The 12,581-nt window shown below is 60.9% G+C and carries 11 protein-coding genes and 1 pseudogene; 10 read left to right on the forward strand and 2 right to left on the reverse strand.

Annotated features, from left to right (window positions below; genetic code table 11):
* The 7 genes from D6877_RS28880 to D6877_RS28910 form a co-directional block, all read left to right on the forward strand.
* Positions 1–221 (forward strand): TetR family transcriptional regulator C-terminal domain-containing protein (locus D6877_RS28880; protein WP_178083771.1); only part of this gene is annotated, 221 nt, incomplete at its 5' end.
* Between the two features lie 7 nt (positions 222–228).
* Positions 229–810, forward strand: a complete 582-nt coding sequence (locus D6877_RS28885; RefSeq protein WP_130912893.1) for a YigZ family protein — start codon at positions 229–231, stop codon at positions 808–810.
* Between the two features lie 613 nt (positions 811–1,423).
* A complete protein-coding gene (locus D6877_RS28890; protein ID WP_130912894.1) occupies positions 1,424–2,971 on the forward strand; it encodes an ABC transporter ATP-binding protein in 1,548 nt (515 codons plus the stop codon).
* A 12-nt stretch (positions 2,972–2,983) separates the two neighbouring features.
* Positions 2,984–4,090 (forward strand): ABC transporter permease, encoded by a 1,107-nt coding sequence (locus tag D6877_RS28895; RefSeq protein WP_130912895.1) that lies wholly within the window; start codon positions 2,984–2,986, stop codon positions 4,088–4,090.
* The gene (locus D6877_RS28900; protein ID WP_130912896.1) at positions 4,090–5,016 is read left to right on the forward strand and encodes an ABC transporter permease; all 927 of its coding nucleotides are present in this window, start codon (positions 4,090–4,092) and stop codon (positions 5,014–5,016) included. Before D6877_RS28895 ends, D6877_RS28900 begins: the two co-directional genes overlap by 1 nt.
* Before the next feature lie 277 nt (positions 5,017–5,293).
* Positions 5,294–5,980, forward strand: coding sequence for an SDR family oxidoreductase (locus D6877_RS28905; protein WP_130912897.1), 687 nt, complete (start codon positions 5,294–5,296; stop codon positions 5,978–5,980).
* Between the two features lie 257 nt (positions 5,981–6,237).
* Entirely contained in the window at positions 6,238–7,596 is a 1,359-nt protein-coding gene (locus D6877_RS28910) for an 8-oxoguanine deaminase (RefSeq protein WP_130912898.1), read from the forward strand.
* Positions 7,597–7,720: 124 nt separating this feature from the next.
* On the opposite strand, the gene D6877_RS28915 is transcribed toward D6877_RS28910, so the two are convergent.
* Entirely contained in the window at positions 7,721–8,812 is a 1,092-nt protein-coding gene (locus tag D6877_RS28915) for a calcium:proton antiporter (protein ID WP_130912899.1), read from the reverse strand.
* A 286-nt stretch (positions 8,813–9,098) separates the two neighbouring features.
* Here D6877_RS28915 and D6877_RS28920 point away from each other — a divergent pair, with 286 nt between their 5' ends.
* The 3 genes from D6877_RS28920 (at position 9,099) to D6877_RS28930 (ending at position 12,317) form a co-directional block, all read left to right on the forward strand.
* On the forward strand, positions 9,099–10,172 hold the full coding sequence (locus tag D6877_RS28920) for a BMP family ABC transporter substrate-binding protein (RefSeq protein ID WP_130912900.1): 1,074 nt from the start codon (positions 9,099–9,101) through the stop codon (positions 10,170–10,172).
* A gap of 145 nt (positions 10,173–10,317) precedes the next feature.
* Positions 10,318–11,283 carry a 2-oxoglutarate and iron-dependent oxygenase domain-containing protein gene (locus tag D6877_RS28925; protein WP_130912901.1) on the forward strand — a complete coding sequence of 322 codons (966 nt, stop codon included), beginning with the start codon at positions 10,318–10,320 and terminating at the stop codon, positions 11,281–11,283.
* An 80-nt stretch (positions 11,284–11,363) separates the two neighbouring features.
* On the forward strand, positions 11,364–12,317 hold the full coding sequence (locus D6877_RS28930; protein WP_065615564.1) for an adenosine deaminase: 954 nt from the start codon (positions 11,364–11,366) through the stop codon (positions 12,315–12,317).
* A gap of 121 nt (positions 12,318–12,438) precedes the next feature.
* Here the strand turns inward: D6877_RS28930 and D6877_RS30150 are convergent.
* Positions 12,439–12,581: pseudogene (locus tag D6877_RS30150) on the reverse strand (MFS transporter); the annotation flags it as partial.

The following is a 12,581-nucleotide window of genomic DNA, read 5'->3' on the forward strand; positions in this document are numbered from 1 at the left end:
CGGTGTTTCAGGCGTGGATCGATGCGGGCAAGATGGACCCGGTCGATCCGGTGCACCTGATCTTCCTGCTGTGGGGCAGTACCCAGCATTACGCCGACTTCGCCACGCAGATCTGCCGCGTCACCGGACGCAGCAAGTTGACCAAGCAGGACATGGAAGACGCCGGCAACAACCTGATCCGCATCATCCTCAAAGGCTGCGGCCTCACTCCTTCTCTATAAGACGTTTATGCCTTTCACCCTCAGCGGTTTTTGCGAATACCGCGAAGAGATTCGCAAAAGCCGCTTCATCACTCTGGCGACGCCGATCAGCAGCCCCGCCGATGCGCAGGCGTTTTTTGAGCAGCACAGCGATTTGAATGCCACGCACAATTGTTGGGCGTGGAAACTCGGCGCGCAATACCGCAGCACTGACGACGGCGAGCCGGGCGGCACTGCCGGGCGCCCTATTCTCGCGGCGATCGAAGCGCAGGACTGCGATCAGGTTGCGGTGCTGGTGATTCGCTGGTATGGCGGCATTCAACTGGGCACCGGAGGTTTGGCCCGAGCCTATGGCGGCGGCGCCAACAAGTGCCTGCAAGCGGCGGAAAAAATCGAGTTGATCAGCCGCGTGCCGCTGAGCTGCACCTGTGGTTTTGCCGAATTGGCGCTGGTGAAGTTGCGCGTGGCGGATCTGGGTGGGTTGGTGGTGGAGGAGAACTTCACGGCCAATGGCGTTGAATTGAAGCTGGCGGTGGGGGAAGCGCAGATCGAGTTGTTGCAGAGTCAGTTGGCTGATCTGAGCCGTGGGCGGATTTTGTTGCAGCGTTGAGAGTGGAAGATCAAAAGATCGCAGCCTTCGGCAGCTCCTACAAGGGGATCGCATTCCAATTGTAGGAGCTGCCGAAGGCTGCGATCTTTTTGGGGCATCACTCGTACTTTCATAAACTCACGACTTGCCCACACCTGCTGTGCACCCGACTGTGGATAACCTGAGCACACACCGCTGTAACCCTTCTGTCATGCGGCTTTGCGCGATTTGTTCAATTTTCGTTCAATTGACCCGACGAAAGGGAAATCCAGCGTAAAAACAAACAGTTATCTTCGTTTATCACCATTAGAACAAAGCATCGCAGTGCTTATGCCCACCCTCGGCGCTTGCGCACAATTACTGTGGAGCAACCTGTGGATAAGCCGTTCATGACCGCCGCAGCCGCTGGATCTGTCTGGCTCCCAGGCAGTTGCTCGTTTTTTAACCAACTGCAAGCGGGCAAAACTGGAGCCTGTTCAATGGCTTTGCGCTGAATTGGTGCTTGATCCAAAGACAAAACGCCCGCCGATGCGCTGCTGTCGGCACTTGCGGACTGGCTCCGCAAGCGTTCCTGACTCAATGGCCAGGAAATTGCTTTATCCACAGGCACAACTCCAAGCCAGTCGAGCCTGTCATGTCCATCGCCCCGTCCCCACCGCGCCTGCAACTGCGCCAGATCAGCAAACGCTACCCTGGTTGTCTGGCCAACGACGCCATCGACCTGAGCATCGCGCCGGGTGAGATCCATGCCCTGCTCGGTGAAAACGGCGCGGGCAAAAGTACGTTGATGAAGATCATTTACGGGGTCACCCAGTGCGACAGCGGTGAAATGCTCTGGCAGGGGCAGCGCGTGCAGATGCGCAATCCGGCGCAGGCGCGGCAGTTGGGCATTGGCATGGTGTTCCAGCATTTCTCCCTGTTCGAAACCCTTAGCGTGGCGCAGAACATTGCCCTGGCGATGGGCGCGGCGGCCGGCACGCCGAAGCAACTGGAGCCGAAGATTCGCGAAGTCTCGCGGCGTTACGGCATGGCGCTGGAACCGGAGCGACTTGTCCACAGCCTGTCGATCGGCGAGCGCCAGCGGGTGGAAATCATTCGTTGCCTGATGCAGGACATCCGCCTGCTGATTCTCGATGAGCCGACCTCAGTACTGACGCCGCAAGAGGCGGACGAATTGTTCATCACCCTGCGTCGCCTCGCCGATGAGGGCTGCAGCATTCTGTTTATCAGCCACAAGCTCGGTGAAGTGCGCGCCTTGTGCCACAGCGCCACGGTGCTGCGCGGCGGTCGGGTAGCCGGGCATTGCCTGCCGGCGCAATGTACGGATCAGCAACTGGCACAACTGATGGTCGGCGAAGCGGCGGGATTGATTGGCGAGTATCCGAAGGTCAGCGGTGGCGCGGCGTTTCTGCAGGTGCAGGGTTTGAGCTGGCACAACCCGGATCCGTTCGGTTGCTCGCTGACCGACATCGATCTGCAAGTGCGCAGCGGTGAAATCGTCGGCATCGCCGGGGTCGCGGGCAATGGTCAGGATGAATTGCTCGCCCTGCTCAGCGGCGAACAGCCCTTGCCGCGCGCGCAGGCGGCGACCCTGCGCTTCGCAGAGAAAAACGTTGCCGATCTGCGCCCGGACGCGCGGCGCAAACTCGGTCTGGCCTTCGTGCCGGCCGAACGCCTCGGCCACGGCGCGGTGCCGGAGTTGAGTCTGGCCGATAACGCTCTGCTCAGTGCTTTTCAGCAAGGACTGGTCAGCCACGGGTTGATTCAACGCGGCAAAGTCGAAGCGCTCGCGCAGCAGATCATCCAGCGTTTCGGCGTGAAGACCCCGGACACGCAAACCGCTGCGCGCAGCCTTTCGGGCGGCAACTTGCAGAAATTCATCCTCGGCCGGGAAATTCTTCAGCAACCGAAACTGCTGATCGCCGCGCACCCGACCTGGGGCGTCGACGTCGGTGCCGCCGCCACCATCCATCGCGCGTTGATCGCCCTGCGCGATGCCGGCGCGGCGATTCTGGTGATTTCCGAAGACCTCGATGAGCTGTTCCAGATCAGCGATCGTCTCGGCGCGCTGTGCGGCGGGCGTCTGTCGGCACTGCAAGACACCGGCCTTACACAACTGAGCGATGTCGGCGCGTGGATGGCCGGCCAGTTCGATCACTCACCCCGCACCGCCTCGGTTTAACGGAGTTTCAACATGCTGCTTTCCCTCGAACCCCGTGGCCAGCAATCGCGCTTGATGCTGTGGTGCTCGCCGTTATTGGCGGCGGCGCTGACCCTCGGCTGCGGCTCGCTGTTGTTCATCGCGCTGGGCCACGACCCACTGCAAACCTTGCACACGCTGCTGATCGCGCCCGTCAGCGATTTGTATGGCGTGTCTGAATTGCTGGTCAAGGCGCTGCCGATTCTACTCTGCGCACTCGGCCTGGCCGTGGCCTATCAGGCGCGGATCTGGAACATCGGCGCCGAAGGCCAACTTCTACTTGGCGCCTTGGCCGGCAGTGCTCTGGCAGTGAACGTTATCGACATGCAAAGTCGCTGGGCGCTGGTGCTGATTCTGCTGACCGGGACGCTGGCGGGCGCCGCATGGGCCGGGCTCACCGCATGGCTGCGCACGCGCTTCAACGCCAACGAAATCCTCACCAGCATCATGCTCAACTACATCGCGCTGAACCTGCTGCTGTTCTGCGTGCACGGGCCGTTGAAGGATCCGGCGGGCTTCAATTTTCCCGAGTCGGCGATGTTCGGCGACGCCAGTCGTTTGCCGCTGCTGCTGGAGGACGGCCGCGTGCATGCCGGCGTGTATTTCGCCCTGCTCGCGCTGGTTGTGGTGTGGGTGTTGTTGCAGAAAAGCTTTATCGGCTTCCAGATCAAAGTGCTCGGGCTGGACAAGCGTGCGGCAGGTTTTGTCGGCTTTCGCGAGAAGCGCCTGATCTGGCTGGCGCTGTTGATCAGCGGTGGTCTGGCCGGACTCGCCGGGGTCTGCGAAGTGACCGGGCCGATCGGCCAACTGGTGCCCCAGGTGTCGCCGGGCTATGGCTACGCGGCGATCACCGTGGCGTTTCTCGGACGGTTGAATCCGCTTGGCATTCTGTTCTCCAGTCTGCTCATGGCGCTGCTGTACATCGGCGGCGAGAGCGCGCAGATGTCGCTCAATCTGCCGCAAGCGATCACCCAATTGTTCCAGGGCATGATGCTGTTTTTCCTGCTCGCCTGCGACGTGCTGATTCTTTATCGGCCACGCCTGAAACTGCGCTGGACCCGGCGCGCCTCGACCCCTGCCGTAACCGCCGGAGCGCTGTGATGGATATCGATCTGTTGAGCAATATTTTCTACGCGATGGTCCGCTGCGGCACGCCGCTGCTGCTGGTGGCATTGGGTGAGTTGATCTGCGAGAAAAGCGGCGTCCTCAACCTCGGCCAGGAAGGCATGATGCTGTTCGGTGCGGTGATCGGTTTTATCGTCGCGCTGAACAGCGGCAACCTGTGGCTGGGTGTGCTGCTGGCGATGCTGGCCGGGATGTTGTTGTCGTCACTGTTTGCCCTGGTCGCGCTGGTGTTCAACGCCAATCAGGTCGCCACCGGGCTGGCGCTGACGATCTTCGGCGTGGGCCTGTCGACATTTGTCGGCGCGGCCTGGGTGGGTAAGCCGCTGGCAGGTTTCGAGCCTTTGGCGATTCCGTATCTGAGTGAGATCCCGCTGATCGGGCGGATGCTGTTTGCCCAGGATCTGCTGGTGTATCTGTCGTTTGCGCTGTTTGCGCTGGTGGCGTGGGTGATCGTCAAAAGTCGTGTCGGCCTGATCATTCAAGCGGTCGGTGAAAACCCGGATGCGGCCAGCGCCATGGGCTTGCCGGTGCTGACCGTACGCACCTTGGCGGTGTTGTTCGGCGGAGCAATGGCCGGGCTGGCCGGGGCGTATCTGTCGCTGGCCTACACGCCGATGTGGGCGGAAAACATGACCGCAGGGCGCGGCTGGATCGCTTTGGCGCTGGTGGTGTTTGCCAGTTGGCGGGTGTGGCGCTTGCTGCTCGGGGCGTATCTGTTCGGCCTCGCCAGCATCCTGCATTTGGTGGCGCAGGGGCTAGGACTGGCGATTCCTTCGAGCCTGCTGGCGATGCTGCCGTATGTGGCGACGATTTTGGTGCTGGTGCTGCTCTCCCGCGATGCCGTGCGCACGCGGTTGTATGCGCCGGTTTCGTTGGGGCAGCCGTGGCAATCGGGACACTGATCGTTGTCAGAGCGGGCCTCTTCGCGAGCAGGCTCGCTCCCACAGGGGATCTGAGTGAACGCGGGCAAATGTGGGAGCGAGCCTGCTCGCGAAAGCGTCCGCACAGGCAACACTTGAACCACGCCTCATGATTGTTTCTGATCAAACACCCTCGAGAAACTCAAGAAGCCTGGAGTATGCTCCGGGATCAAAGCCTGTTTTTCGCCAAGCGCTGCAACTGTGGCGCGGTCAGGCGTGTCCATTGAATCCTGAATGCTGACTTTCAAGGAAACCCATCATGTCTCAGGCAAAAAACGCACTGATCATCGGCGCCTCCCGCGGCTTGGGCCTCGGTCTGGTGAAGACTCTGCTGGGCGATGGCTGGCAGGTCACCGCGACGGTGCGCAATCCGCAGAAGGCCGAGGCGCTGCAAGCGCTGGGTGACGTGCGCATCGAGAAGCTCGACATGGACGATCAGCAAGCGGTGATCGCCCTGAGCCAGAAACTCAAGGGTGAAACCTTCGATCTGTTATTCGTCAACGCCGGGGTCAAAGGCCCGGAAGTACAGACCCCGGGCGGCGCGACCCTGGCCGAGGTCGGGCAACTGTTTTTCACCAACGCGGTGGCGCCGATCAATCTGGCCCAGCGTTTCGTCGGGCAGATCCGCGACGGCAGCGGCGTGCTGGCGTTCATGAGCTCGGTGCTCGGCAGCGTGACCATGCCGGATGCGCCGGAACTGGCGCTGTACAAGGCGAGCAAGGCGGCGCTGAATTCGATGACCAACAGTTTCGTCACGCAACTGGGCGAGCAGAAACTGACCGTGCTGTCGCTGCACCCGGGCTGGGTGAAGACCGACATGGGCGGCGAAGGCGCCGATCTCGACGTCGAGACCAGCACCCGCGGGCTGATCGATCAGGTCACTGCATTCACCGGCAAGGGCGGGCATCACTTCGTGAACTACAAGGGCGAAACGATTGCCTGGTAAGCACTGAAAATCCCGATGTGGGAGCGAGCCTGCTCGCGAATACGATCTGTCAGGTAAATCTGTATCGACTGACAGGACGCCTTCGCGAGCAGGCTCGCTCCCACAGGGGGATGATGGTGAATGGTCGGGTGGCGCTTGCCCGGCGCTGCGATTTGTTTGAAACTGCGCGCCTCGTCCTTCGCGGCGACCCTGGATCAGCAGACAGGGCAACACTGAGCTGGCAACCCTGAACCCAACTTTCAGAGGAGCCGGCCACAATGCCTGCGACCCGTACCTGGTTAAAAAATCCCCTCGCCATTTTCACCTCCAACGAGCTTGATGCCCGTGGCGGTCTAGTCGTGCAAGACGGTGTCATCGTCGAAGTCCTCGCTGCCGGTCAGCAGCCGTCGGCGCCGTGCAATGAAGTGTTCGATGCCCGCGAGCATGTGGTCCTGCCGGGCCTGATCAACACTCACCATCACTTCTATCAAACCCTGACCCGCGCCTGGGCGCCGGTGGTCAATCAGCCGCTGTTCCCGTGGCTGAAAACCCTGTACCCGGTATGGGCGCGGCTGACCCCGGAAAAACTCGCCCTCGCCACCAGAGTGGCGCTGGCCGAATTGCTGCTCTCGGGTTGCACCACCGCTGCCGACCATCACTATCTGTTCCCGGACGGTCTGGAAAACGCCATCGACGTGCAGGTCGAAACGGTGCGTGAACTGGGCATGCGCGCCATGCTCACGCGCGGCTCGATGAGCCTTGGCGAGAAGGACGGCGGCCTGCCTCCGCAACAAACGGTGCAGGAAGGCCAGGTGATTCTCGACGACAGCCAGCGGCTGATTCACGAGTATCACGAGCGTGGCGACGGCGCGCAGATCCAGATCGCCCTGGCGCCATGTTCGCCATTTTCGGTGACCCCGGAAATCATGTCGGCCAGCGCTGATCTGGCGAACAAACTCGATGTGCGTCTGCACACCCATCTCGCTGAAACCCTTGATGAAGAAGACTTCTGCCTGCAACGTTTCGGTCTGCGCACCGTCGATTATCTGGACAGCGTCGGCTGGCTCGGCCCACGTACCTGGCTGGCCCACGGCATCCATTTCAACCCCGACGAAATCGCCCGCCTCGGCCAGGCCGGTACCGGCATCTGCCACTGCCCAAGCTCGAACATGCGCCTGGCGTCCGGCATCTGCCCGAGCATCGAGCTGACCGACGCCGGCGCGCTGTTCGGCCTTGGCGTCGACGGTTCGGCGTCCAACGATGCCTCGAACATGATCCTCGAAGCGCGTCAGGCTCTGTACATCCAGCGCCTGCGTTACGGCGCCGAAAAGATCACCCCGGAGCGCGTGGTGGGCTGGGCGACCAAAGGTTCGGCGAGCCTGCTCGGTCGCACTGACATCGGCGAAATCGCCGTCGGCAAACAGGCGGATCTCGCGTTGTTCAAGCTCGATGAACTGCGTTTCTCCGGTAGCCATGATCCGATTTCGGCGCTGTTGTTGTGCGGCGCGGATCGGGCGGATCGAGTGATGATTGGCGGCAAGTGGCGTGTGGTTGGTGGTCAGGTTGAAGGGTTGGATCTGAAAGGGCTGATTGCCGATCACAGCCAGGCGGCCCGGCAGTTGATTGCCGGTACCTGACTAACCGCCGTTGAAAACTGTGGGAGCGAGCCTGCTCGCGAAGAGAGAGTGTCAGACAACATGTTTGTTGGATGACACACCGTTTTCGCGAGCAGGCTCGCTCCCACATGGGTATCTGCCAGCCCTAAAGGCCCAGTAGCGACAGCATGATGAACGTGGCAAACAGCACAAAGTGCGTCATGCCCTCAATGGCGTTGGTCTCGCCGTCATTGAGGTTGATCGCGCTGACGATCAGGGTGATGAAGATCATCACCGTTTGCACTGGGGTCATCGCCATTTGAAACGGCTGGCCGGTGTACAGCGCCATCGCTTCCATCACCGGTACGGTCAGAATCACCGTCGACAGTGACGCGCCCATCGCAATGTTGACCACCGACTGCATGCGATTGGCCAGTGCCGCACGCAGTGCGGTGAGAATCTCCGGCGCGGCGGAAATCGCTGCCACCAGAATCGCCGTGATCACCGGCGGCGCGCCCGTGCCTTCCAGGCCCAGATCGAGAGTCTTGGACATCACCTCGGCCAGTGCGCCGATGATCACTACCCCCGACACCAGAATGCCGATCGACAGCGCCAGGCTTACCGGCTTCGGCTCCTGCTCGACCGGCTCCTTCTTGCGCCGTTTGTCCGGATAGCTGTAGCTGAAAAAGTAACTGTGCGGGCCGACCTGCATGCGCAGGAACAGCGCGTAGAGCACCATCATCGCGCCAATGGTGAACGCCGAATACATCTTCCAGTTGGCCTCGGGAATAAACTCCGGGACCACCATCGACACGCCCATCGCAGTGAGGATCATCACGCTGTAGCTGCGCGCCGAGTCGTCGTTGTAGGACTGCTCGCCGTGTTTGATCCCGCCCATCAGTGCGGCGAGGCCGAGGATGCCGTTGATGTCGAGCATGACCGCTGAATAAATCGTGTCGCGCACCAGCGTCGCCGAGGCTTCGTTGCTCATCATGATCGCCAGGATCACCACTTCGACCAGCACCGCCGACAATGTCAGGATCATCGTGCCGTAGGGATCGCCGACCTTCTCCGCGAGCAGTTCGGCGTGATGAGCGACGCGCATCGAAGCGGCGACGATAAAGGCGATCAGCAGCAGACCGCCGCCCAGCGCGACGATCTGGCCGCTGTGCAGCATCCAATGTTCCAGTGGATAAGCGACGCACGCGGCAAGGACTGCCAGCAGCAGGAAGCTTTCTTGTTTGAGGATCGAGAGCATGACGGGCCTTTTGCCGAAAAGAGCTGATGAAGCTACTGACTGCCGCGCGGCGCTAACGTTTCGTTACATCTTTGCGCACCACGCGATGGCAGCTGGATTCAGGCATGCACTTTTATTGGCCTTGCCGGCCTCTTCGCGAGCAGGCTCGCTCCCACATTGAAATGCGTCCCTGTGGGAGCGAGCCTGCTCGCGAAGGCCGCGCCGCGTTTTCAAATGTGTTTGTTGTCCTGTTGGTCAGCAATTTGCATTGGCCCTGAACACACACAACAAAATGGAGTTCGGGTTCATGCCAATACGTCCGCTGCACAAACTGCTGTACGCCGCCATCGGTCTGGGAATCAGCCTGAGCGCCAGCGCTGCCGATCCGCTGAAGGTCGGTTTCGTCTACATCGGCCCGATCGGTGACCACGGCTGGACATATCAGCACGAACAGGGGCGCAAGACCCTGGCGGAAAAACTCGGCACGCAGATCACCACCAACTACGTGGAAAACGTCGCCGAGGGCGCTGACGCCGAGCGGGTGATCCGCAACATGGCCAAGGACAAATACGACCTGATCTTCACCACGTCTTTCGGCTACATGAACCCGACAGTGAAAGTCGCCAAGCAATTCCCCAAGGTCACTTTCGAACACGCCACCGGCTACAAGCAGGACAAGAACCTCGGCACCTACCTGGCGCGCACTTACGAGGGCCGTTACGTCGGCGGTTTCCTCGCGGCGAAGATGACCAAGACCAAGAAGATCGGCTACGTCGCCTCGTTCCCGATTCCGGAAGTGATCCGCGACATCAACGCCATCCAGTTGGCCTTGAACAAGTACAACCCTGGCACCGAAATCAAAGTGGTGTGGGTCAACTCCTGGTTCGATCCGGGCAAGGAAGCCGATGCCGCCAACGCGCTGATCGATCAGGGCGTCGACGTGGTGTTCCAGCACACCGACAGCCCGGCGCCGATCCAGGCTGCCGAACGGCGCGGCGTGTATGCCGTGGGCTACGCCTCGGACATGGCCCACTTCGGCCCGAAAGCGGTGCTGACCTCAATCGTCAACGACTGGGCGCCGCATTACATTCAGGCGACGCAGAGCGTGATCGACCACACATGGAAATCCCAGGACTACTGGGGTGGTTTGAAGGAAGGCACGGTGGAACTGCCGATCAGCGACCTGGTGCCGGCGCCGGTGAAAGCCGAAGCCGAGCAGTTGATCGCCGACATCAAGAGCGGCGCATTGCAGCCGTTTACCGGGCCGATCAAGGATCAGGCCGGTGTAGAAAAAATCCCGGCGGGCGTGAGCGCGACCAATGCGGAACTGGCTTCGATGAATTATTACGTTGAGGGCATGAAGGCCGAGATGCCGAAGTAGTCTCCCGATTCACCACACAAAACCCTGTGGGAGCGAGCCGGCTCGCGAGAGCGGTGTGTCATTAAACAAAAATGTTGTCTGACACTCCCTCTTCGCGAGCAGGCTCGCTCCCACATTGGAAACACAGCGTATTCAAGGATTGTGTATGGATCAGCTTCCGATCATTGATATCAGCCCGCTCTATAGCGACGACGAAAACGCCTGGCCTGCGGTGGCCGACCAAATCGACCAAGCCTGTCGCGAGTGGGGCTTTTTCTACATCAAGGGCCATCCGATCTCGGCGCAGCGCATCGACGCCCTGCTCGATCACGCCCAGCGCTTCTTTGCATTGCCAGCCGCAGAAAAACTGAAGATCGACATTACTCAGACCCGCCATCATCGCGGCTACGGTGCGATTGCCACCGAGCAGTTGGACCCGGACAAACCCAGCGATCTGAAAGAAACCTTCGACATGGGCCTGCACTTGCCGAACGAACATCCCGAGGTGCTCGCGGAAAAACCTTTGCGCGGCCCCAATCGGCATCCGGCGCAACCCGGCTGGGAAGCCCTGATGGAGCAGCACTACCTCGACATGCAGGCGCTGGCGCAAACCCTGTTGCGGGCGATGACCATTGCGCTGGGCATCGAGCGCGACTTCTTCGATTCGCGCTTTGTCGACCCGGTCAGCGTGTTGCGCATGATCCATTATCCGCCGCGTCACACCGCTAGCTCCGCCGAGCAACAAGGCGCCGGCGCCCATACCGATTACGGCTGCATCACCCTGCTCTATCAGGACAGCGCCGGCGGTTTGCAGGTGAAGAACGTCAATGGTGAATGGATCGACGCGCCACCGATTGACGGCACGTTCGTGGTCAACCTAGGCGACATGATGGCGCGCTGGAGCAACGACCGTTATCGCTCGACGCCGCACCGGGTGATCAGCCCGCTGGGTGTGGATCGCTATTCGATGCCGTTCTTCGCCGAACCGCACCCGGACACGCGAATCGAATGCCTGCCCGGTTGCCAGGACGCACAGCATCCGGCGAAATATCCGACCACCACCTGTGCGCAATTCCTGCTGTCGCGCTTCGCCGATACCTATGCCTATCGTCGCGAGCAAGAGGCGGTTTGATCGATCATCTGGTCAGGTTTTGCCAATTGTTGCGGCCAGCCTCTGTAGAATGCCGGCATTGCACCTGATGAGAAAAGACTATGTACGACTGGCTCAACGCCCTGCCCAAAGCCGAACTGCACCTGCATCTGGAAGGTTCGCTGGAGCCTGAACTGCTGTTCGCCCTGGCCGAACGCAACAAGATCGCCCTGCCGTGGAGCGACGTCGAAACCCTGCGCAAGGCCTACGCCTTCAACAATCTGCAGGAATTTCTCGACCTGTATTACCAGGGCGCCGATGTGCTGCGCACCTCGCAGGATTTCTACGACCTGACCTGGGCCTACCTGCTGCGCTGCAAAGCACAGAACGTGATTCATACCGAACCGTTCTTCGACCCGCAGACCCACACCGACCGGGGCATCCCGTTCGAAGTGGTGCTCAACGGCATCGCCGCCGCCCTCAAGGATGGCGAGACGCAACTGGGCATCAGCAGCGGTTTGATCCTCAGCTTCCTGCGCCACCTCAGCGAAGACGAAGCGCAGAAAACCCTCGATCAGGCGCTGCCGTTCCGTGATGCGTTTGTCGCGGTCGGGCTCGACAGTTCCGAGATGGGCCATCCGCCGAGCAAGTTCAAACGTGTCTTCGATCGCGCCCGCGACGAAGGCTTCCTCACCGTCGCCCACGCCGGTGAAGAAGGCCCGCCGGAGTACATCTGGGAAGCCATCGACCTGCTGAAAATCCAGCGCATCGACCATGGCGTGCGCGCCATCGAAGACGAGCGCCTGATGCAGCGGATCATCGACGAGCAGATCCCGCTGACCGTGTGCCCGCTGTCGAACACCAAGCTCTGCGTGTTCGATCACATGTCGCAGCACAACATCCTCGACATGCTCGAGCGCGGCGTGAAGGTCACGGTGAACTCCGATGACCCGGCGTATTTCGGCGGGTACGTGACCGAGAACTTCCATGCGCTGCACGAGCATCTGGGCATGACCCAGGATCAAGCCAGGCGCCTGGCGCAGAACAGCCTGGATGCGCGGTTGGTAAAACCGTAAGCAACACCGCAAAACCAATGTGGGAGCGAGCCTGCTCGCGAAGAGGGAGTATCAGTCAACATTTTCGTTGGATGAAACACCGCTTTCGCGAGCAGGCTCGCTCCCACATTCATATCGATGTTCACTCGGTAAGCTCCTCAAGGGTCTTGCCCCGCGTCTCCATCCCGAACAGCCACACCACGCCCGCCGCTATCGCAAAGCACGCCGCGCCCAGCGCGAACACCCCGCCCTGCCCGGTAATCGGGAACACCAGCCCGGTCACCA

It is taken from the genome of Pseudomonas sp. Sample_9, assembly GCF_004307535.1.
Lineage (GTDB): Bacteria > Pseudomonadota > Gammaproteobacteria > Pseudomonadales > Pseudomonadaceae > Aquipseudomonas > Aquipseudomonas mercuritolerans.

Bases quoted from the DNA above. Each gene is read 5' to 3' on its own strand.
- D6877_RS28885 (WP_130912893.1), top strand. From the start codon at position 229: ATGCCTTTCACCCTCAGCGGTTTTTGCGAATACCGCGAAGAGATTCGC.
- D6877_RS28890 (WP_130912894.1), top strand. From the start codon at position 1,424: ATGTCCATCGCCCCGTCCCCACCGCGCCTGCAACTGCGCCAGATCAGC.
- D6877_RS28895 (WP_130912895.1), top strand. From the start codon at position 2,984: ATGCTGCTTTCCCTCGAACCCCGTGGCCAGCAATCGCGCTTGATGCTG.
- D6877_RS28900 (WP_130912896.1), top strand. From the start codon at position 4,090: ATGGATATCGATCTGTTGAGCAATATTTTCTACGCGATGGTCCGCTGC.
- D6877_RS28905 (WP_130912897.1), top strand. From the start codon at position 5,294: ATGTCTCAGGCAAAAAACGCACTGATCATCGGCGCCTCCCGCGGCTTG.
- D6877_RS28910 (WP_130912898.1), top strand. From the start codon at position 6,238: ATGCCTGCGACCCGTACCTGGTTAAAAAATCCCCTCGCCATTTTCACC.
- D6877_RS28915 (WP_130912899.1), bottom strand. From the start codon at position 8,812: ATGCTCTCGATCCTCAAACAAGAAAGCTTCCTGCTGCTGGCAGTCCTT.
- D6877_RS28920 (WP_130912900.1), top strand. From the start codon at position 9,099: ATGCCAATACGTCCGCTGCACAAACTGCTGTACGCCGCCATCGGTCTG.
- D6877_RS28925 (WP_130912901.1), top strand. From the start codon at position 10,318: ATGGATCAGCTTCCGATCATTGATATCAGCCCGCTCTATAGCGACGAC.
- D6877_RS28930 (WP_065615564.1), top strand. From the start codon at position 11,364: ATGTACGACTGGCTCAACGCCCTGCCCAAAGCCGAACTGCACCTGCAT.